Here is an 18,343-nt window from a genome sequence, read left to right on the forward strand (position 1 = left end):
GTAAGGACGGGGAGAGGGAGAGAACGAACTTCCGCGACACTCACCCATTCCGGCCCTCGTAGGCCGATCCTCTCCTCAGGGAAGGTGAAGGACTATTCCCATGACCAAACCCAAAGTTCTCATTTCCGACGCGCTCTCTCCCGCTGCCGTGCAGATCTTCAGGGATCGCGGCGTCGAGGTCGACTTCCAGCCCAATCTCGGCAAGGACAAGGACAAGCTGGCCGAGATCATCGGCAACTATGACGGCCTAGCGATCCGTTCCGCGACCAAGGCGACCGCCAAGATCATCGAGAAGGCGACGAAGCTGAAGGTGATCGGCCGCGCCGGTATCGGCGTCGACAACGTCGAGATTCCCGCGGCGACCGCCAAGGGCATCATCGTGATGAACACGCCGTTCGGCAATTCGATCACGACCGCCGAGCACGCCATCACGCTGATGCTGGCGCTGGCGCGCGAGATTCCGCAGGCCGATATCTCGACCCAGGCCGGCAAGTGGGAGAAGAACCGCTTCATGGGCGTCGAGATCACCGGCAAGGTGCTCGGCGTGGTCGGCTGCGGCAACATCGGCTCGATCGTCGCCGACCGCGCGCTCGGCCTGCGCATGAAGGTCATCGCCTATGATCCGTTCCTGTCGCCGGAGCGGGCCAAGGACATCGGCGTCGAGAAGGTCGAGCTCGACGACCTCTTGAGGCGCGCCGACTTCATCACGCTGCACACCCCGCTCACCGACAAGACGAAGAACATCATCGACGCAGCCGCGATCGCCAAGATGAAGAAGGGCGTGCGCCTCATCAACTGCGCCCGTGGCGGCCTGGTCGACGAGCAGGCGGTGGTCGAGGCGCTCAATTCCAAGCACATCGCCGGCGCCGCCTTCGACGTCTTCGTCGAGGAGCCCGCCACCTCGAACGTGCTGTTCGGCCATCCCAACGTGATCTGCACGCCGCATCTCGGCGCCTCCACCACCGAGGCGCAGGAGAATGTCGCGCTCCAGGTCGCCGAGCAGATGTCGGACTATCTCATCTCCGGCGCGATCTCCAACGCGATCAACTTCCCGTCCATCACCGCGGAAGAAGCGCCGAAGCTGAGGCCGTTCATCGCGCTTGCCGAGAAGCTCGGCTCTTTCGCCGGCCAGCTCACCGAAACCGGAATCTCGAAGGTCACGATCACCTATGAGGGCCACGTCGCCGAGATGAAGATCAAGGCGCTGACCTCCGCGGTGCTGTCGGGCCTGCTGCGGCCGATGCTGGGCGAGGTCAACGTCGTGTCCGCACCCGTCGTCGCCAAGGAGCGCGGCATGGTGGTCGACGAGGTGACCCGCGCCGCGCAGAGCGACTATGAGAGCCTGATCACCGTCACGGTCGCGACCGAACGCCAGGAGCGTTCGGTCTCCGGCACCGTCTATCACGACGGCAAGCCGCGCCTGGTCGACATCAAGGGCATCCGCGTCGACGCCGAGTTCGGCAAGTCGATGATCTATGTCACCAACGAGGACAAGCCGGGTTTCATCGGCAAGTTCGCGGGGCTGTTGGGCGACGCCAAGATCAACATCGCGACCTTCCATCTCGGCCGTGTCGAGCAGGGCGGCGATGCCATCGCGCTCGTCGAGGTCGACGGCGCGGTGCCGGCGGACGTGCTCGCCAAGGTGCAGGCCCTGCCGCAGGTCAAGCAGGTCAAGGCGCTGACGTTCTGATCGACGATTTTGTCATTCCGGAGCGCTTCGCGCGTCCCGGAATGACGGATATCATATCATATATTCCGACCTACGGAACAAACGCCGCTCTCCTGCGAGGGCGGCGTTTTTGTTTGATCAGGCCGGCGCTTTATTTTCCCCGCGACCTCCAAACTTTGTGTACCAATGGCGCGAGGATGCGACCTCCAAGTCGCTAGCTCCAAATCGTTCGAAAAGGGAGAAACCAATGCGTGAAGCCGTCATCGTTTCCTATGCGCGCACGGGCCTGGCGAAGTCCGCCCGCGGCGGATTCAACATCACGCCGCCGATGTCTCTCGCGGCCCACGCCATCCACCATGCGGTCGATCGCGCCGGTGTCGAGAAGGACTATGTCGAGGACTGCTATCTCGGCAATTGCGCCCATGGCGCGCCGAACATCGGCCGGCAGGCCGCACTGCTCGCAGGCCTGCCGAAGACCACCGCCGGCGTGTCGGTGAACCGCTTCTGCTCCTCGGGGCTGCAGACCATCGCGATGGCCGCCAACTCGATCCGCTCCGACGGCGCCGATTGCATCGTCGCCGGCGGCGTCGAGAGCATCTCGATTCCCGGCGGCGGCTCGCCGAAGGAATCGATCGATCCGGAACTGCTCAAGGTCGCGCCCGACATCTTCATGGCGATGATCGACACCGCCGACATCGTCGCCGAGCGCTACAAGCTCAGCCGCGAATATCAGGACGAGTTCTCGCTGGAGTCGCAGCGCCGCATGGCGGCGGCGCAGCAGGCGAACAAGTTCAAGGACGAGATCGTCCCGATGAAGACCAAGATGAAGGTCGTCGACAAGCAGACCAAGGCGGAGAGCATCGTTGACTACATCGTCGACCGCGACGAGTGCAACCGCCCCGAGACCACGATGGAAGGTCTCGCCAAGCTCGAGCCGGTCAAGGGCCCCGGCAAGTTCGTCACCGCCGGCAATGCCAGCCAGCTTTCCGACGGCGCCGCGGCCGTGGTGCTGATGGAAGCCAAGGACGCCGAGAAGCGCGGCCTCAAGCCGCTCGGCCGCTTCGTCGCCTGGGCGACCGCCGGCTGCGAGCCTGACGAGATGGGCATCGGTCCGGTGTTCGCGATCCCGAAGCTGTTGAAGCGCACCGGCCTGAAGATCGACGACATCGATCTCTGGGAGCTCAACGAAGCCTTCGCCAGCCAGTGCCTGTACTGCCGCGACAAGCTCGGCATCGATCCGGCCAAGTACAATGTCAACGGCGGCTCGATCGCGATCGGCCATCCCTTCGGCATGACCGGCGCACGCCTGACCGGCCACCTGCTCCAGGAAGGCGCGCGCCGCAAGGCCAAGTGGGGCGTCGTGACGATGTGCATCGGCGGCGGCCAGGGCGGCGCCGGCCTGTTCGAGATCTATAGCTGATCAAGGCCGTAAGAATGCAAAAGGCACGGCGCCGCAAGCGCCGTGCCTTTTTGTTTGGGGCCGGCCAAACGCTCGGTTCGGTCATAGGTTCGTGGCGTGATTCTGGTCAGACCTTCTTCGATCAGAGTCGCTCGAACAAGATGTCGAAATAGGCGCCACCGGATGCGCGCTTCGCAAACCGATCCTCGCGGTTCACCTGAAATCCGAAGGGTTTCAGATACGAGCATAGTTGGTCAACGGTCGCACAATTTCGGTACGACTCGAAGTCCGCCGCTTCGGCCTTGATGAATCGGAACTGCCGCAAGATGTCCTCCGCACCTCGCAGGACCAGCAACTCCGAGCCCTGAGTGTCCAACACAAGGGCATTGTATCGACCCGGATCGATCCCCGACATCTCAAGAGCCGTTTTCAAGGTTGACGAATGAATCGTTATGTCGCGGACGTAGTGCACATCTGGCCAAATGTCCTTGTGGCCGCGCAAATCCAGAATAGATGACGACAGGCCATCATTGTTCGAGACATGGAAGGTGTAGGGCTTGCCATCGCTATCTGCGATCAGCGCATTGATTGCTCGCTGGTCGGGCAGGGAACGGATGTTTTGCTGAAGCTTCTCGAATTGTTCCGGGATAGGCTCTATCCACGCCACCTTGAGCTTGTGTCGAGCATAGAGGTCTCGTTCTTGGCCAGCATTTGCGCCGACATGAATCACACCGGAACATAGTTGCAGATAGTTGTCCGGATCGCCGTAAACGCGGCGATAGAGATAGCGGCGCAATCGACCGGCAATGTGTAGCGGCGCCCTAAGCATAGCGAATTCGCCTGTGTTCTTGTCGCCCGAACAGCCCACCGGAAAATTAAACCTAACGATGATGGCAACGCGGTGACATCGTGGAACTCGATGGCGCGAGCCACCTCTTTGCAAATCTCAATGAGCGATGGGCTTGACGTTCTGCGGCGGCATGGCGCAGCCTTCTGCGAGTGACCGGAGGTATTGATATGGCGAATTCTGTAGCCGGGCATTACGGGGCGCAGTTCTACAGGGAGCAATCCGGCGGGTCTTTCGAATCTGCGTCGGTCATCGTCCCGCTGGTGCTTCGACTTTTCAGGGTGAATTCGGTCGTCGACGTCGGTTGCGGCGTCGGCGCCTGGTTACATGAATTCGCCACGAACGGTGTTGGCGACTATCTCGGAATTGACGGCGACTATGTGCCTCGGGATCAGCTCAGGATTCCGTCAGAAAGGTTCAAATCCATGGACCTTCGATACATCACCGATGTCGGCCGCAAATTCGATTTGGCGTGCTCGTTGGAAGTCGCGGAGCATTTGCCCGAGAGTAGTGCCGATGATTTCGTTTCCGCGCTCGTGGTCGCTGCACCGGTCGTGCTGTTCTCTGCTGCCGTCAAAGGACAAGGCGGAAGAAACCACCTGAACGAACAGTGGCCATCCTATTGGGCAAGACGTTTCAGTAGCCACGGTTACCACGCCGTCGATTGCATCCGGCCGCAGATCTACGACGATCGCCGGATTCGGCCCTGGTATCGACAGAACCTTCTCGTCTTTTGTCGAGGCGATTATTGCCCCCAAGGCTATTCCCCGACGACCGGAGCCTTCGATCTGGATCGTGTCTTGCCGGACTACTTCGAGTACAAGCTACAGGAAGTCACCGAAGGCAAGAGTGCGGCGATAGCGGCAAGGCATCTTCTCGGAAACATGGGGGTCTTGATGAGAGCGGCAAGACGTCGGTCCGGTCTCTGACGCGTCGTTCCCTCACTCGCGCCTCGCATGGCGAGCGCGGCGGAGCGCACCTCACCCTTGGCAGCAATCAACCTGATCTCGCTTTAAGCCCGCGCCAGCGCCGGCGCGAACACGACCTCGATCAGCGTGCCGGAATTGGCGGCGCTCTTGATGTTGAACTGGGCGCGGTTGGCTTCGACCAGCGCCTTGGTCAAGGACAGGCTGAGCGCTGAATTGTCCGAGGCATCGCCGGGCGGCGGCGTGCGGAACGGCTCCATCGCGGCCGCGACCTCCTTCTCGCTGAGGCCATGGCCGGTGTCGCGGATGCGAAGGGCAACCTCGCCGCGATCGGTCAGCGCGGTCGAGACGATGACCTGGCCGCCGGCGCTGGCGAGCCGGATCGAGTTGGAGATCAGGTTCATGGTGATCTGCCGCACCGCGCGTGCATCGGCCATGACCTGCGGCAGCGCGTGCGCGAGCGAGGTGCGGATGATGATGCGCTCGCGGTTGGCCTGCGGCTGCATCACCGTCACGCAGGCTTCGACGAGATCGTTGAGGTGGAGCTTGGCGAAGTTGAGGTCGAGCTTGCCGGTCTCGATGCGCGAAAGCTCGAGGAGATCGTCGATGATCGCGATCACGCGCTCGCCGGAGGCGCGGATGTCCTTCATATATTCGCCGTAGCGCTCGTTGCCGAGCGCGCCGAAGCGTTCGGAGATCATCACCTCGGCAAAGCCGATGATGGCGTTCAGCGGCGCTCGGATCTCGTGGCTGATCCGCGCCAGCATGTCGGCCTTGGCACTGGCGGCGCCGTCGGCGAGCCGCCGCGCCTGCTTCAATTCGCTCTCGCCCTTCTTGCTCTGCGACAGGTCGCGGAACACGGCGAAGAAGTTCGGGCCGTCGGGCCTGGTGCGGCCCATGATCATGGCAAGCGGAATGACGCCGCCCTTCTTCTCGCGTCCCAGCACCTCGCGGCCGTGGTCGAGCAGGCTCGAGATGTCCTGGCTCCTCAGGCTTTCCAGATAATCGGTGACGACACGCTGGCTCTCGGGCGCGAACAGGGTCAGCAGGTTCTGCTGCAACAGCGCCTCGCCGTCATAGCCGAACAGCGCCTCGGCGCTGCGGTTGCAGGCGTGGATGTTGCCTTCGGCATCGAACATGACGATGCCTTCGGCTGTCGTGTCGAGGATCGCCGCAAGGTCCTCGGCATCCGCCTCGCCGGCATCCAGCTCCGGCTCGGGCGCATCGGCGATCATCACCACACCCTCCGCAACCGCGGGCTCGGCAGCAACAGCGGCGGCCTGCGGCAGCGCGCAGATCAGCGCATGCGCGGTGTCGCCGTCCCAGGCGATTGCGTGCAGATGCGCCTCGGTGGCGGCGAGCGGCTGATCGCCATTCGTCATGCTCGTGCTGATCGTGACCGGCGTGCCGGCTTGCGATGTGCTGCTCGCCGCAGAGACGCCCGCCTCGATGTAGAGCGCGTCCAGTCCGCCGGCATTCTCCAGCGCGCTCAGGCTGTCATAGGCGATGCGCGCGAGAAAGGCGGGGTTGGCGTAGAGCAGGCGGTCGAGGCGATAGATCAGGATGCCTGTCGGCAACAGGTCGAGCAGCGTGCGGTCGCGCCCGCTGTCGCCATGCGCCGGCGGCTCGGGCTCGATCAGCCATCCCGCAGGCAAGCGCGGCGGCTCCGGCTCCGGCGGCGATGGCTCGGCGGCGACCTCGCCCGTCGGCGGCTCGGACGGTGCGCTCCCCATCGCCTCCCGCTCGCGTTCGAGCCGCTCCGACAATTGCCGGGCAAGCTCGTTGAACGCGCTGTTCTCGACCGGCGTGAGCGTCGGCGATTTGGCATCGCCGAGCGGGCGGAACGGCACAACGTTGGGAGGCGTTTCCACGGGCGGAGGCGTTTCCACTGATGTTTCCAGATCGGTTGGGTGTGAATTCGCGTCGGTTGCAGGCTCGGGCAGCTCGGCTTCGTTCGGTTCAGGCTCGGATGGTTCAGGTTCTGGCAGTTCGGGTGCGGACGAGATCGGCTCGAGCGGCGGAGGCGGCCCCTCCGGTTCGGGCTCAGGCCCAGGCTCGACGATGTCGGCGGAATGGCGCTGCGGCGTCGGAGATTCCGTGAACAGCTCGAACCGCCGCAGCGCGTCGAGCCGGTTGAGGCGGTCGAGATCGCGGCATACGCCAAAGCCCTTGAAGCCGGCGAAGTTGCGCATCCGGTCATAGACCGGCAGGCCGGCGAGCTCGACCGGGATTCGTTCGTCGCCGTCGACCGGCCAGTTCACCGTGATCCCGGCCCAGGTGTCGCGGCTCGCCAGCGCCTCCGCGACGCGGCCGTCCGGATCGAGCGAAAGCTCCTGCGCGATTTCGTGCCAGGACCGGCCGAAGCTGGCCGCCGTGTGCGCGCCCATCAGGCGGATGAACTCGTCGGAGCCGAGCACGAAGCGTCCCTGCGCATCCATCTGCCACACGAAGCGCAGCGGCTGATGGCGCGGTGCAGGCGGCTCCGCATGTGCTGACGGCGGCTCGACCATGACAGCCGTGATCGGCTCGGCTTGGGGCGAGACAATGGCCTCTGCCAAGCTATCAACCGGAGAATCGATTGCAGCCTGCGCCAGCGCCGCGTTGGACGCGGGCGGCTCCGGCTCGGTCGGCACGGGCGCCGGCATCTCGACGGGCTCGGCGAACGCGTCGAACAGCGCAAATTCGGCAGGCGCCTCGTTCGACAGCGCCGGCTGCTCATAGTCCGGCACCCCGGCCGGCTCGCGCCCGGTGTCTTCAGTGGCCCCAGCCGTCGTCTCAGGCGGCACTTGCCTGGTGTCCGGCGCGAGCAGCGCGATGAGACCGACATCGGCCCCCAGGCCGACCCGTTGCAGCACCATGTGGCCGATACCGATCGGCGCCTCGACGCGGCCCTGCCCCAGCGCCTCGCTGCGAGCCTGTTCGAGCCCGGCCTCGCCGAGATCGCGAAAGCCGAGCAGGGGGCGGGCGGCTTCGCTTGCGCCGATGAAAAGCCCGTCGGGCGCGAACGCGGCCATCGGCAGGTGGACACCTTCGACCAGGCGCTGGAGGCGCTCCACCAGCGGCATGGTGCGGCCGGTCGGGTCCATCGCGGTGACGAGCACGCCGCGGCCGCCGTCGGGAAAGTCGAGCCGTGCGCAGGCGCAGGTCATCAGCGTGCCGAGCCGGGCGCCGAAGCCGCGCAGCCGCTCGAGCCGGACCGCGCCGCTCGCCGCAAGCTGGCGCGCGAGACGGGCAACCTGGCGGCGATGCGGATCCGCAGGTCCGAACGTCCTTGCCGCGAGCGCTGCGGCATTGGGCGCGCCGAACAGCCTTGCGCCAACGGGATTGGCCCAGAGCACGTGCGTGCCGTCGGTCGACCAGAGCCACGCAGGCAGCGGAGAGGTCGCATGCACGGCCAGCCGCGGATCGCCCACGCCTCGCAACTGGAAATCCGAACTAGTCATCCAACCGGCTTGCTTTTCACTCTCACGCGTCGCTCTCACGCGTCTTGGGCGTCGGGTTGCGGGGACTGCCGGAATGACAGCCTTAAGAAAGGGTTAGTATCGCGCGCGGGCGCGGGCAGGTCCACGCCGCTAGGCCAAAGGAGGAGCCGAAAGCCGCGATAACCTTAATCTGGATGAACCCGCAAGGGTGGGCCTGCGTTGCTTCCCCTGAGATTCGCGAGGGGCCGGGTGCTGCGTCATACCGGCAATATCCCCGCTGCTAGTCTCATCGCGGGCAGGTCAGGGACGGCCCGGGCGCGTCGGGGGACGGGCGCAAAGGCCGACAGCAACATTGACAGGAGTAGCAGGCATGACCCAGCAGGCGCATGAACGTTTTGAGATTCCGGCGGAGATGCGATCCATGGCGGAAACGAACTTCAAGCGGGCGCGCGAGACGTTCGAGAAGCTGTTCGCCGGCGCGCAGGCCGCGGCCGGCTCGATGGAGGAGCGCGGCGCGACCATGCGCGCAGGCGCCAGGGACATCGGCGCGAAGGCTAGCGCCTTCGCGGAAACCAATGTGCAGGCTTCCCTCGACTACGCCCAGTCGCTGGCCCACGCCAGGGACCTCTCCGAGGTGATGCGGCTGCACGGCGAATATGTGCAGGCTCAGATGCATACGCTTGCCGAACAGGCCAGCGAAATGAGCCAGGTCGTCAGCCGCGCCGCGATCGACGCGACCAAGCCCAAGCACTAGGAAAACGTCATTCCGGGGCGCGCCACTTGGCGTGCGCCCGGAATCGATTCATCCACGTTCGCTGCGGCCCGATGGATTTCGGGCTCCCGCGCTCCGCTCGGGCCCCGGAATGACAGAGGAGCTGCCGCAACCAAGAGTTCCCCCGGCGAGGAACCGCATCCTGGCCGGGTTAAATTTTCGCGACGCACCTCCGATCACATTGCATTGCACAATGTTGACATGATAGGCGTGGAGAATGCTGGCGCTGGGCGAGCCATCTCTCGTTTGAAGCGTTAGCAGTTTTCGTACCCGCCGATCTTGGCCGGCGGGCGCGCCGGACGGCTCACTCGATTTTCAACTTAATCGTGAGGGACAATCATGACAGGTGCGACTGATCCATTCTCCGCCTCGATCATTCCGTTCGAGGTTCCGGAACAGATGCGGGCGTTCGCCGAGAAGGGCGTTTCGCAGGCCCGCGAAAGCTACGCCAAGTTCAAGGACGCGGCCGAAAGCCAGAACGGCACCATCGAGGCGGTGTTCACCACCGCCAGCAAGGGCGCGAGCGAGTACACCGCCAAGCTGATGGAGTTCATGAAGGCCAACACCAGCGCCCATCTGGACTTCGCCCAGGAGCTGCTCGGCGTCAAATCGCCGTCGGAAGCGATGGAGCTGTGGACCAGCCACACCCGCAAGCAGCTCGAGACCTTCCAGAGCCAGGCCAAGGAGCTCGTCGAGATCAGCCAGCGCGTCGCCGCCGAGACCGCCGAGCCGATCAAGGCCAGCGCCGCGAAATTCGGCAGGCCCGCCGCCTGATCGATTTGGCCCGTTTTAGTTAAGAAACCCGGGCCCAGTGGCCCGGGTTTTGTTTTGGAAATAACGTCGTTTGAAGGGGCGATTCGCGGGGATTGCGGCCTTGCCAAAAACCCCCGTTGCACCTAGTTTCCGCCCCGTCCAGCCCCCTTGGCCCGGCCTGCTCAAGGCGCCCAAAGCGGCTCGCAAGGATGCAGTTGTAGCTCAGTTGGTTAGAGCGCCTGTCTGTGGAACAGGAGGTCGGTGGTTCGAGCCCACCCAACTGTACCAATGATTTCAGATCAGCCTGCAGTTCTTTATCGTACTGACAAGCTTAACTTTTTTCGCCTTGAAGACATGTGCGGGGCGCGTTGCGCGTGGTCGCGGTAGATCGAGCGATGGGGCCGCAAGAGGTAAGGCGTACGCCTCGTCAGAACCGGAAGGTAAGCTGCGTATCTGAGTCAGATGGCTCATCGCGCTCGACAAGCCGAATGCCGTCGCGGGTACGCTTGGGGGCGCAGTGAAAACCTCAGGCGGCTTCGCGGGCGCGCTCAATGGCAAAACAGTCGACTGTTCGCTCGATGTGCTCATAGTGCGGCCACTCTCGGTAGTTCCATCTATTCGGAATGCCACTTAGGGCCGCCAGATGCTTACGGAAGTACTGCGATTCCGGCTTTGTGGGGATGCCTACGTACGCTGTCGTTGAGGTCGCAATCAGGTAGTACTCGGCGTCAGGGCGGACCGTGGCCCAAGGATCGACACTGTCAACTTCTGTCCATCCCACCGACTTGTCAGCCAAAACGAACTCCAAGAGCTTTAGCGGCGTAGGCACGATGTGCAGGTGCGCTTGATCGACCCCACAACCGACAACGCTCTTCCTCGTACTGGGACCGTGCTCGAAGTAATGGACGTTCGGGTTAAAGCCAGAAAGCGAGTCCGCGACCGCTTCGCAGGACCTCAGAAATGCCGTTCGTTCATTGGTCGGAAGCTGGCGAATCGAGAGGAGCGGCTTTCTCGGGATGGCCAAGACCCAGCCCGGGCAAAGAGAACCAAGGCTCGGAACGACGGCGAACGGACCGCCGGGCAAGAGGTCTACGTCGCATTTTAGGTCTGGCCCCACGGTTTGTCCTTGGATGATCCAGTCAAAGCGGCTTCTCATGTTGATCGTTTCTTTCGAGGGTAGGCGCACAAATGTATTGATAGGATAGCTGATTTCCAGTGTCTCGGACAGAGAGCCAAAACTACTTGGAGCAATCCTTAACGCGTGTGGTCGCCTCTACACAGCCCCACAATGAATTTGCCCTCGCGGGTTCTTCCGATACAAAATCCGCTACAAAGCAAAGGCGTCTTTTCCGAAAATCTGCAGTAAAATCAATAGCAAGGTGGCGGTAAGGCAGCCCCACCAACTGTACCAGTGCTCTCAATGACTTAAGCCGAGCTCACGCAGCGTTCCCCGGAAGGCGATGCGCCTAGCCCTGCCGGCCGCCCCACGTCAATTGCCGCAGGCAGCGACCCGTAGCGCATGGAGATCCTGTTCGAACTCGTTTTCGACGGTGCGGAGTTCATATTCGGTCTGCTGATCGATCTGATCGAGATCGTTGGCCGTCTGATCGGATGGCTGCTCAAGTGCTTTCGCCGCTGGCCGGACATTCAGCCGGATGTGTCGTGGCGCAAGCGCGCGCGGTTGTCTCTCGGCGTTGGCTTGAGCCTCTGCGTCCTGGCGCCGCTGCTCTGGCTGATCTGGCGTTGACCAGCTCTATTGCGCGGAGTGTACCGCTCTCCGATCCTCGCTTCGCGTGAATGGCCCGAGCGTAGGCCTCCGCTCAGGAAGCTACTTCATCCCAGCCACCACCACCGGCAACGTCACCGCCGCCAGCAGTGTCCCCAGCGCAACCGCGCCCGACACCGTTCGCCAGCCGCTCATACTGAACCGCAAAGATATACGCGTTCGCGCCGGCTGGCATCGCCGCGAACAGCACGACCAGGCCGGCCGCTAGCGGCTGCAGGTTCAAGAGCGTTGCCAGCAGGAAGGCGTCCGCCAGAGCCAGCCGCTCAATGCGGTCGCAGCAGCGGCGGCCAAGAGCTGAGCGATGATGAAGGGGATAACGCCCGCGGGCGCAATTCCGGCGAATGTATCGGATAGTGATCTTGCTATCGTCACGGCAGGGTTGGCGAACGATGTCGAGGCCGTGAACCAGTAGGCCGACGTGATGTAAAGGCCGACCGCATAAGGGATCGCGCTCGGCGATTTGGCAGCGCAGCCGAAGATCGTGAGCACAAGGCCAAAGGTCGCCACGCCCTCCGCCAGCCATTGAGCGCCGCCCGTCCGCTGCGTCATCGAGACTTGCCACAGGGGAAGCTCGAACATCAGATGGGCGATCCAGACCCCCGCGATAGCACCAGCAAGCTGGGCCACGATGTAGGCTGGCGACAGTCGCCAAGGCAGTTCGCCGCGTGCAGCCAGAGCCAGGGTGACGGCTGGATTGAAGTGAGCGCCGGAAACGGGTCCGAAGATCAAGATGAGTACGACGAGGATTGCGCCGGTCGGGATGGTGTTGCCGAGCAGCGCAATCGCTACATTCCCACCGGCGAGCTTTTGGGCCATGATCCCTGAGCCGACGACTGCGGCCAAAAGGAATGACGTCCCTAGCCATTCGGCAAATAGTCGCCGCCCCAGCGACTGCATCTATGTCGCGCCCTTCGTTCTCTTGTCGATGACTCGCTCGCCGTCTTCCTTGACGAATTCGCCCTGCTGGGGCGGAAGAAGGTCAATGACGGCCTCCGACGGCCGGCAAAGCCGCACGCCGAGCGGTGATACGACAATCGGTCGATTGATGAGAATTGGGTGCGCCATCATGGCGTCGAGCAGCGCATCGTCGCTCAAGCTCTCGTCGTCCAGCCCCAAGTCTTGGTAGGGCGTGCCCTTTTCGCGGAGGAGCTCGCGTGCGCTGATGCCCATGCGAGCGATCAGCGCCTGCAGCATCGCCCGAGATGGCGGTGTCTTGAGATACTCGACGACATGCGGCTCCACGCCCGCATTGCGGATCAGCGCGAGCGTGTTCCGGGAGGTCCCGCAATCGGGATTATGGTAGATGATGACATCCATCAGCAGCACGCCGAATTGGGCTTGGCGGCGGCTTGCGGAGCACAGCAAGCACCCTGCTTCTCATGAGCCACGCGTGCACCGTTCTCGCCGGAGCCATCGCCATAGGTCGTGCTTTCGCCTGTGGTGTGGAAAGTCTCCCAGGCGATCCCGGCCGGATCGTCGATCCACGATTTCTCCGACTTCGCGTAACAGCATGCCGTCTGGCCTTGCTCGATGATATTGCCGCCAGCTTGCCGAAGCCGCTCGTAGACTTCGTGCAACTCCTCGGTGCTCTCCACTTGGATGCCGAGATGGTCGAGGCCGGGCTGACGGCCACGCGTAGAGATCGCGAAATTGACGCGGGGATCTTCCAGCATCCACTTCGCATAGTCCGGCTTCACGACCGTGGGCTTGGACGCGAAGAGCGCCGAATAAAAGCCGATGGAGTGCGTGATGTCTTCGACGGAGACGTGAACGTGAAGGCGCTTCATGGCGTGTCCTTTCAAGCTGGCACTTTGGTCTTGCGCGTAGGCTTGCACGCGGTCGCTGGGGCGCATGGTGCGCCGCCGCAGCAATTCTCGGTCAGGAAGGCGAGCAGAGCGTTCATCTGCTCGAATTGCGCGGCGTAGATCATCGAGCGGCCGTCGCGGCGGACGGTCACGAGGCCGGCCATGCGCAGGCGGTCGAAATGGAAGGTCAGCGTATTCGGCGCAACATCAAGCGTAGCCGCGATGGCGCCCGCGGCCATGCCTTCCGGTCCGGCCTGCACGAGGAGCCGAAAGGCATCGAGCCGGTTTTCCTGGGCCAGCGCAGAAAGGGCCGCGACAGCATCTGTCTTTTCCATAATTCAACGATTATCGAAATGACTAGGGACAGTCAAGGGGGCCTCAAGCACCGCTTTCCGGAGCTAACCCATCCCCACCACGATCACCACCACCGGCAGCGTCACCGCAGCCAGCAGCGTGCCCAGCGCCACCGCGCCCGACACCGGGTTCACCAGCCGCTGATACTGGACCGCAAAGATATACGCGTTCGCGCCGGTCGGCATCGCCGCGAACAGCACGACCACGCCGGCCGCCAGCGGCGGCAGCTCCAATAGTTTTGCCAGCAGGAAGGCGACTGCCGGCATCGCCAGCAGCTTGAGCGCGCACATGACGGTGATGCCGAGCTTCTCGCCCTTGATCTCGAAGCGGAACAGCGTGATGCCGAGCGCGATCAGCGCCGCCGGCGATCCCGCCTGTGCGAGCAGCTCGATCGTCCTGTCGACGACGGGATGGAGGCCGAGTCCGGCAAGGCGCCAGACCAGGCCGAAGCCGATCGCCAGCATGATCGGGTTGCGCGAAAGATCCAGGAGCACCGGCAGGATGACGGACAAGGCCGGGCCTTTCTGCTTGCGACCGGTCCATTCCATCTGCAGCGTGCCGCAGAGCCAGAGCAGCGGCGTGTTCACCGACAGGATCAGCGCCATCGGTCCTGCCGCCTCGTTTCCCAGCGCCGAGAGCGTTAGCGGAATGCCGAGCATCACGATGTTGCCGTAGACCGAGCCGATCGCGAACACGACGCGGTCCGCGCGGTCCTCGCGCTGCTCGCGCAGCAGGGTCGACAGCGCGAGCGCGGCGATCCAGGTGATGGCGAGGGCGCCGTAATAGGCGCCCCACATCCGGAAAGGACTCAGATGCGGGAATTCCGAGACGACGATGGTGCGAAACAGCAGCGCAGGGATGGCGATGCTGAAGGCGAATTCGGAGATGCCCTTGTGCGCGGTCTCGGAGACGAAGCGAAACAGTACCGCGGCATAGCCGGCCGCGATCAGGGCAAAGACCGGCGCGACGATCAACACGGTGGCCATGCGGCCCTCACTTTACGGGGATATCCGCTGAGACCACCCCACACCCTCGATGATGGCATCATGCCGCTGTTTTGCCCGACGTGTCAAACGGGTTTCGTAAAATCAGCAATCGGCCGCTTCAGCCCCATCGGCTACTTTGCATGGGGTTGTTTTCGCGTTTTTTTGTCGGACCGTCACCGGAGCCTCAGGCCGTGGGCTGACCGCTCTGTTGCCGAGAGCGCACAGCTTGCGGTTTTCGCATCTCGGCTCGGTTGCCAACGAATGAGCGTTCACCCACTATCCCCTCCAACTTGACGATTGGAGGGGATCGATGGCGTTTCGCTCTAGGAAGTCCTTGGCTGCAATCTGTGGGATTGCCCTGGCCATCCTCGTCCAGCCTGGCGCTGGCTTCGCCTACACTCCGGAGCAGCAGCAGGCCTGCACGCCGGACGCGATGCGGCTGTGTGGCGAGTTCGTTCCGAACGTCGATGCCATCACCGCCTGCATGATCCAGAAGAAGGCGCAGCTCTCGCCGCCGTGCCGGGTGTTCTTCCGGCAGGGACCGGAGCCGGGCGAAGTCCGCGCCCGGCGGCCGACCGAGATCAAGCCGCATACGGCGAAGAAGAGCACCAAGCCGACCTCGAAGCCGACTTCCAAGGCGAGCAAGAAGAGAAAGACCGACGAGGGCTGATCTGCCTTGAGTCAAAATGGCTGGCGGCATCAGCTTCGCGAAAGCCAGCGGACTCCTTTTGTTCACCCATCGCGCGCACGCGACTGCAGCGAACAGCGTCGCGATTGGCGGAAAAGAGCCGGAATAGGATTTGCGCGGCGAGGTTGCATCCGTCATTTTCCCGGCTCGCTGCTCAAAGAGCGCACGGTATGCTGGTCTGACAGGCGTTTTGTTACAGTTCGCGTCTGCGTCGCGCGCTGCAGTGTGACTCAAAAGCCAACACGTCTTGTTATTTCGTGGCCGCAACGCAACTCCCGGTAAATTTTTCTTTCACGAATCAGCGTGGTGATTCATTTTCGCGACCTGGGGTCAATCTGGAGGCCAAGGTATGAACGTTATTGTTTTTGCATCGCGTAAAGGCGGCTCGGGCAAGAGTACCCTGGCTGCACATCTCGCCGCGCAGATCAAGGCGACCAAGCCCGTTCTGCTCGTCGACGCCGATCCACAAGGGTCGCTCACGCTGTGGCACAAGCTGCGTGGCACCAACGAGCCGCAGATCAAGGCTGCGGTGAACTCCGTCAGCGGCATCGTCTCCGCTGCCAGGCGCGACGGCTATGAATGGGTGTTGATCGACACGCCGCCGAACCTGTCGGCCGTCGTCGACGATGCCATCAGGAACGCGACCATGGTGATCATTCCAGCGCGTCCCGGCGTGTTCGACGTCAACGCGGTGCAGGAAACGATCCAGATGTGCCGCGCGGCGCGCAAGCCCTATGCGGTCGTGCTGAACGGTGCGCCGGCTCGTCGCGACGAGGCCGAAAGCCCGATCGTCACCATCGCGCGCGAGGCGCTGGCGAAATTCCGTGCGCCGGTGTGGGGCGGCCAGATCACCAACCGTTCCGATCTCTTGATGGCGCTGAGCCACGGCGAAGGCGCGCGGGAATATCAGGCCGAGAGCCGCGCGGCTCAGGAAATCGCAAGGCTGTGGGCGGCGATCGAGCGTTCAGTGAAGGCTATTCGCGGCACGGCGTCGGCATCCGGCGCAATGCACAAGCAGGCGGCTTAATTTCTTTGTTCATTGCTGGCTTACGAAAAACGCGCGGGCGAGCCGCGCGTTTTGCGTTTCGGAAGAGCTGGTAGAAGCGCCTTACGCCACCATCAGCATGTAGAACACGATCACCGGCGACAGGGTCAGGATCACCGACCAGATGCCGACGGCCCAGAGAATGTCCTCGGTGCTAAAGCCTTGGTCGGCAAAGTCCTGATTGGCCAAGTCTTGGTTGGCCAAGTCCTGGTTGGTAAAGCCTTGCCGTCCGGCGTCGTAATGCGACGCCATATCATTCTGACTATTCACAAACGCCCCCGCGATTTCTTCGCTGATGGGCTTAAGTGATAAGCGTGATGTTTTAAGATCCGGGTCGCAACTCCGCTCGCATTTGAACACAGGTGCTACCGCGGATTAACCATCCGCGCTCGACCAGCGTCAGCCCAGGAGCCAGACGCGGAAGAGCAGCACCGGCATCAGGCCGAGCATCACGGCCCAGAAGCCGAACGACGATACCACCAGGATTCCCTGCAAGAGATCGGCGGGCGCGAATTGGCGCGCGGCCGTAGGCCGGGTTCGATGTCCCATGGCTTTCCCCCTTTGGAAGATCTTAGGACGACGATAGGCGCGATTGCGTAAACGAGACGTGGATGCGCTATGCGGCGCCTGCGAAGACGATTGGGGCGGGGTTAACCAAGGATGCCGGTCTCTCGCTCCCTCTCCCCGTTCTTACGGGGAGAGGGTGGGGTGAGGGGCTCTATCCGCGATCACGGTGAGAGCTGGACTCGCGGAGAGTCCCCCTCACCCGGATTGCATCTTCGATGCAATCCGGCCTCTCCCCGCGAGCGGGGAGAGGCAAGAAGCAGCTACGCCGCGACTTTCACGCGTCGCTCGATCTCGCGATCGAGTGTGGCGGCGAGCTCGCTGCTTACCTCCACCATCGGCAGCCGCACTTCGGGGCTGTCGATCAGGCCGCTGCGCCACAGCCAGTACTTCGCCGGCGCGGGACTTGGCTCGGCGAACAACAGGCGCGTCAGCTCCTTTACCTCCTGCCAGTGCGCCAGCGCCGCGCTTGAGTTGCCGCGCTTCAGCTCCGTGTAGACGGCGGCGAAAGTCGCGGTCTCGATATGGGCGGAGAGCAGGATGCCGCCGTCGGCGCCATCGGTGAGCGCATCGTGATAGTTGGCGTCCTCGCCGGTGAGCACGCGGAAATTCTTCGGACGATCACGCAGCAGCGCGATCGATTGCTCGCGGCTCGCGCCGCAATCCTTCAGGCCGACGATGTTCGGATGCTCGGCAAGACGCAGCAGCGTCTGATTGGTGATGTTGACCGAGGTGCGATAGGGAATGTTGTAGAGCGCGAGCGGCCAGGCGGCGTGATCGGCGAGCGCCTCGAAATGCGCCAGCATTCCGCGCTGCGACGGCCGCACATAGTAGGGGCTTGCGATCAGGTAGCCGTCGATCGGCCAGTCCGCGGTCTCGTCGAGACGATCCTTGAGCCGCGACGTGTCGGCACCGGAAAGGCCGAGGCAGATCGGCACTGTGCGGCGGCCGGCTGCCATCTCGTCACGCACGATGGCGACGAGGCGTTCGAGCTCCGCGTCTCTCAGCGTCATGCCTTCACCGGAGGTCGCACCCAGGATGAAGCCGTCGATGGCTTGCGCGGTGTAGTGCCGTGTCAATCGCCGCAGCGACATCTCGTCGAGGCGGCCGTCGCGAAACGGTGTCACCAGCGGCAGCCAGAGTCCGTGCAGATGATGTCGTAGACCGGTCATGTTCCATCTCCTTCAGATTTGACCTGAGACGGAGGGCACATGAAAAAACCCCGTCCAGGTGGCGGGGTTTTCGGGATTGCGACGATGACGAAGCTTTACCTAGCGCGCGCAAATATCCCTGGTCCCCGGATGGGGGCCTTTTTTCGAGATAGGTG

The 18,343-nt window shown here is 63.2% G+C and carries 19 protein-coding genes and 1 tRNA gene; 9 read left to right on the top strand and 11 right to left on the bottom strand.

Annotation, left to right across the window (positions count from 1 at the left end):
* Positions 1 to 100: 100 nt before the first annotated feature.
* Both serA and MTX21_RS31610 read left to right on the top strand, forming a co-directional pair.
* A complete protein-coding gene (serA, locus tag MTX21_RS31605) occupies positions 101 to 1,690 on the top strand; it encodes a phosphoglycerate dehydrogenase (protein WP_280968511.1) in 1,590 nt (529 codons plus the stop codon).
* Between the two features lie 226 nt (positions 1,691 to 1,916).
* On the top strand, positions 1,917 to 3,089 hold the full coding sequence (locus MTX21_RS31610) for an acetyl-CoA C-acyltransferase (protein ID WP_280968512.1): 1,173 nt from the start codon (positions 1,917 to 1,919) through the stop codon (positions 3,087 to 3,089).
* Positions 3,090 to 3,210: 121 nt separating this feature from the next.
* Here the strand turns inward: MTX21_RS31610 and MTX21_RS31615 are convergent, their stop codons facing one another.
* On the bottom strand, positions 3,211 to 3,897 hold the full coding sequence (locus MTX21_RS31615; protein WP_280968513.1) for an FkbM family methyltransferase: 687 nt from the start codon (positions 3,895 to 3,897) through the stop codon (positions 3,211 to 3,213).
* 188 nt (positions 3,898 to 4,085) lie between these two features.
* Here MTX21_RS31615 and MTX21_RS31620 point away from each other — a divergent pair, with 188 nt between their 5' ends.
* Positions 4,086 to 4,844 (top strand): methyltransferase domain-containing protein, encoded by a 759-nt coding sequence (locus MTX21_RS31620; protein ID WP_280968514.1) that lies wholly within the window; start codon positions 4,086 to 4,088, stop codon positions 4,842 to 4,844.
* Between the two features lie 83 nt (positions 4,845 to 4,927).
* On the opposite strand, the gene MTX21_RS31625 is transcribed toward MTX21_RS31620, so the two are convergent.
* Positions 4,928 to 8,284 carry a PAS domain-containing protein gene (locus MTX21_RS31625; RefSeq protein ID WP_280968515.1) on the bottom strand — a complete coding sequence of 1,119 codons (3,357 nt, stop codon included), beginning with the start codon at positions 8,282 to 8,284 and terminating at the stop codon, positions 4,928 to 4,930.
* Positions 8,285 to 8,633: 349 nt separating this feature from the next.
* Between MTX21_RS31625 and MTX21_RS31630 the strand changes: the two genes are divergently transcribed.
* From MTX21_RS31630 to MTX21_RS31640, 3 genes are all read left to right on the top strand, one after another.
* On the top strand, positions 8,634 to 9,017 hold the full coding sequence (locus MTX21_RS31630; RefSeq protein WP_280968516.1) for a phasin family protein: 384 nt from the start codon (positions 8,634 to 8,636) through the stop codon (positions 9,015 to 9,017).
* A 357-nt stretch (positions 9,018 to 9,374) separates the two neighbouring features.
* A complete protein-coding gene (locus tag MTX21_RS31635; RefSeq protein ID WP_280968517.1) occupies positions 9,375 to 9,809 on the top strand; it encodes a phasin in 435 nt (144 codons plus the stop codon).
* 190 nt (positions 9,810 to 9,999) lie between these two features.
* Positions 10,000 to 10,076 (top strand) — tRNA-His (locus MTX21_RS31640).
* Between the two features lie 238 nt (positions 10,077 to 10,314).
* On the opposite strand, the gene MTX21_RS31645 is transcribed toward MTX21_RS31640, so the two are convergent.
* Positions 10,315 to 10,944 (bottom strand): hypothetical protein, encoded by a 630-nt coding sequence (locus MTX21_RS31645; RefSeq protein ID WP_280968518.1) that lies wholly within the window; start codon positions 10,942 to 10,944, stop codon positions 10,315 to 10,317.
* Positions 10,945 to 11,307: 363 nt separating this feature from the next.
* Between MTX21_RS31645 and MTX21_RS31650 the strand changes: the two genes are divergently transcribed.
* On the top strand, positions 11,308 to 11,535 hold the full coding sequence (locus tag MTX21_RS31650) for a hypothetical protein (protein WP_280968519.1): 228 nt from the start codon (positions 11,308 to 11,310) through the stop codon (positions 11,533 to 11,535).
* Between the two features lie 258 nt (positions 11,536 to 11,793).
* Here MTX21_RS31650 and MTX21_RS31655 read toward each other — a convergent pair whose 3' ends face one another.
* From MTX21_RS31655 to MTX21_RS31675, 5 genes are all read right to left on the bottom strand, one after another.
* The gene (locus MTX21_RS31655) at positions 11,794 to 12,471 is read right to left on the bottom strand and encodes an MIP/aquaporin family protein (RefSeq protein ID WP_280968520.1); all 678 of its coding nucleotides are present in this window, start codon (positions 12,469 to 12,471) and stop codon (positions 11,794 to 11,796) included.
* Positions 12,472 to 12,891 (bottom strand): arsenate reductase (glutaredoxin), encoded by a 420-nt coding sequence (gene arsC, locus MTX21_RS31660; RefSeq protein ID WP_280968521.1) that lies wholly within the window; start codon positions 12,889 to 12,891, stop codon positions 12,472 to 12,474.
* A complete protein-coding gene (locus tag MTX21_RS31665) occupies positions 12,891 to 13,361 on the bottom strand; it encodes an ArsI/CadI family heavy metal resistance metalloenzyme (protein ID WP_280968522.1) in 471 nt (156 codons plus the stop codon). The genes arsC and MTX21_RS31665 overlap by 1 nt, the downstream gene beginning before the upstream one ends.
* 11 nt (positions 13,362 to 13,372) lie before the next feature.
* Positions 13,373 to 13,714 (bottom strand): metalloregulator ArsR/SmtB family transcription factor, encoded by a 342-nt coding sequence (locus MTX21_RS31670; RefSeq protein ID WP_280968523.1) that lies wholly within the window; start codon positions 13,712 to 13,714, stop codon positions 13,373 to 13,375.
* Positions 13,715 to 13,777: 63 nt separating this feature from the next.
* The gene (locus tag MTX21_RS31675) at positions 13,778 to 14,719 is read right to left on the bottom strand and encodes an AEC family transporter (protein ID WP_280968524.1); all 942 of its coding nucleotides are present in this window, start codon (positions 14,717 to 14,719) and stop codon (positions 13,778 to 13,780) included.
* 310 nt (positions 14,720 to 15,029) lie between these two features.
* Between MTX21_RS31675 and MTX21_RS31680 the strand changes: the two genes are divergently transcribed.
* Positions 15,030 to 15,389 carry a hypothetical protein gene (locus MTX21_RS31680; protein ID WP_280968525.1) on the top strand — a complete coding sequence of 120 codons (360 nt, stop codon included), beginning with the start codon at positions 15,030 to 15,032 and terminating at the stop codon, positions 15,387 to 15,389.
* 367 nt (positions 15,390 to 15,756) lie between these two features.
* A complete protein-coding gene (locus MTX21_RS31685) occupies positions 15,757 to 16,434 on the top strand; it encodes a ParA family protein (RefSeq protein ID WP_280968526.1) in 678 nt (225 codons plus the stop codon).
* An 81-nt stretch (positions 16,435 to 16,515) separates the two neighbouring features.
* On the opposite strand, the gene MTX21_RS31690 is transcribed toward MTX21_RS31685, so the two are convergent.
* From MTX21_RS31690 to MTX21_RS31700, 3 genes are all read right to left on the bottom strand, one after another.
* Positions 16,516 to 16,704, bottom strand: coding sequence for a hypothetical protein (locus MTX21_RS31690; RefSeq protein WP_280968527.1), 189 nt, complete (start codon positions 16,702 to 16,704; stop codon positions 16,516 to 16,518).
* A 147-nt stretch (positions 16,705 to 16,851) separates the two neighbouring features.
* Entirely contained in the window at positions 16,852 to 17,001 is a 150-nt protein-coding gene (locus MTX21_RS31695; RefSeq protein ID WP_280968528.1) for a hypothetical protein, read from the bottom strand.
* 278 nt (positions 17,002 to 17,279) lie between these two features.
* The gene (locus MTX21_RS31700; protein WP_280968529.1) at positions 17,280 to 18,188 is read right to left on the bottom strand and encodes a 4-hydroxy-tetrahydrodipicolinate synthase; all 909 of its coding nucleotides are present in this window, start codon (positions 18,186 to 18,188) and stop codon (positions 17,280 to 17,282) included.
* Between the last annotated feature and the right edge of the window lie 155 nt (positions 18,189 to 18,343).

Origin of the sequence: Bradyrhizobium sp. ISRA430 (assembly GCF_029909975.1) — a bacterium.
Taxonomy (GTDB): Bacteria; Pseudomonadota; Alphaproteobacteria; order Rhizobiales; family Xanthobacteraceae; genus Bradyrhizobium.

What these genes read in the sequence shown, in the direction of transcription:
- MTX21_RS31665 (WP_280968522.1), bottom strand. Translation starts at nt 13,361, where the DNA reads ATGAAGCGCCTTCACGTTCACGTCTCCGTCGAAGACATCACGCACTCC.
- MTX21_RS31615 (WP_280968513.1), bottom strand. Translation starts at nt 3,897, where the DNA reads ATGCTTAGGGCGCCGCTACACATTGCCGGTCGATTGCGCCGCTATCTC.
- MTX21_RS31655 (WP_280968520.1), bottom strand. Translation starts at nt 12,471, where the DNA reads ATGCAGTCGCTGGGGCGGCGACTATTTGCCGAATGGCTAGGGACGTCA.
- MTX21_RS31670 (WP_280968523.1), bottom strand. Translation starts at nt 13,714, where the DNA reads ATGGAAAAGACAGATGCTGTCGCGGCCCTTTCTGCGCTGGCCCAGGAA.
- MTX21_RS31645 (WP_280968518.1), bottom strand. Translation starts at nt 10,944, where the DNA reads ATGAGAAGCCGCTTTGACTGGATCATCCAAGGACAAACCGTGGGGCCA.
- MTX21_RS31620 (WP_280968514.1), top strand. Translation starts at nt 4,086, where the DNA reads ATGGCGAATTCTGTAGCCGGGCATTACGGGGCGCAGTTCTACAGGGAG.
- MTX21_RS31675 (WP_280968524.1), bottom strand. Translation starts at nt 14,719, where the DNA reads ATGGCCACCGTGTTGATCGTCGCGCCGGTCTTTGCCCTGATCGCGGCC.
- MTX21_RS31650 (WP_280968519.1), top strand. Translation starts at nt 11,308, where the DNA reads ATGGAGATCCTGTTCGAACTCGTTTTCGACGGTGCGGAGTTCATATTC.
- arsC (WP_280968521.1), bottom strand. Translation starts at nt 12,891, where the DNA reads ATGGATGTCATCATCTACCATAATCCCGATTGCGGGACCTCCCGGAAC.
- MTX21_RS31680 (WP_280968525.1), top strand. Translation starts at nt 15,030, where the DNA reads ATGGCGTTTCGCTCTAGGAAGTCCTTGGCTGCAATCTGTGGGATTGCC.
- MTX21_RS31685 (WP_280968526.1), top strand. Translation starts at nt 15,757, where the DNA reads ATGAACGTTATTGTTTTTGCATCGCGTAAAGGCGGCTCGGGCAAGAGT.
- MTX21_RS31625 (WP_280968515.1), bottom strand. Translation starts at nt 8,284, where the DNA reads ATGACTAGTTCGGATTTCCAGTTGCGAGGCGTGGGCGATCCGCGGCTG.
- MTX21_RS31610 (WP_280968512.1), top strand. Translation starts at nt 1,917, where the DNA reads ATGCGTGAAGCCGTCATCGTTTCCTATGCGCGCACGGGCCTGGCGAAG.
- MTX21_RS31630 (WP_280968516.1), top strand. Translation starts at nt 8,634, where the DNA reads ATGACCCAGCAGGCGCATGAACGTTTTGAGATTCCGGCGGAGATGCGA.
- MTX21_RS31695 (WP_280968528.1), bottom strand. Translation starts at nt 17,001, where the DNA reads ATGGGACATCGAACCCGGCCTACGGCCGCGCGCCAATTCGCGCCCGCC.
- MTX21_RS31635 (WP_280968517.1), top strand. Translation starts at nt 9,375, where the DNA reads ATGACAGGTGCGACTGATCCATTCTCCGCCTCGATCATTCCGTTCGAG.
- serA (WP_280968511.1), top strand. Translation starts at nt 101, where the DNA reads ATGACCAAACCCAAAGTTCTCATTTCCGACGCGCTCTCTCCCGCTGCC.
- MTX21_RS31690 (WP_280968527.1), bottom strand. Translation starts at nt 16,704, where the DNA reads ATGGCGTCGCATTACGACGCCGGACGGCAAGGCTTTACCAACCAGGAC.
- MTX21_RS31700 (WP_280968529.1), bottom strand. Translation starts at nt 18,188, where the DNA reads ATGACCGGTCTACGACATCATCTGCACGGACTCTGGCTGCCGCTGGTG.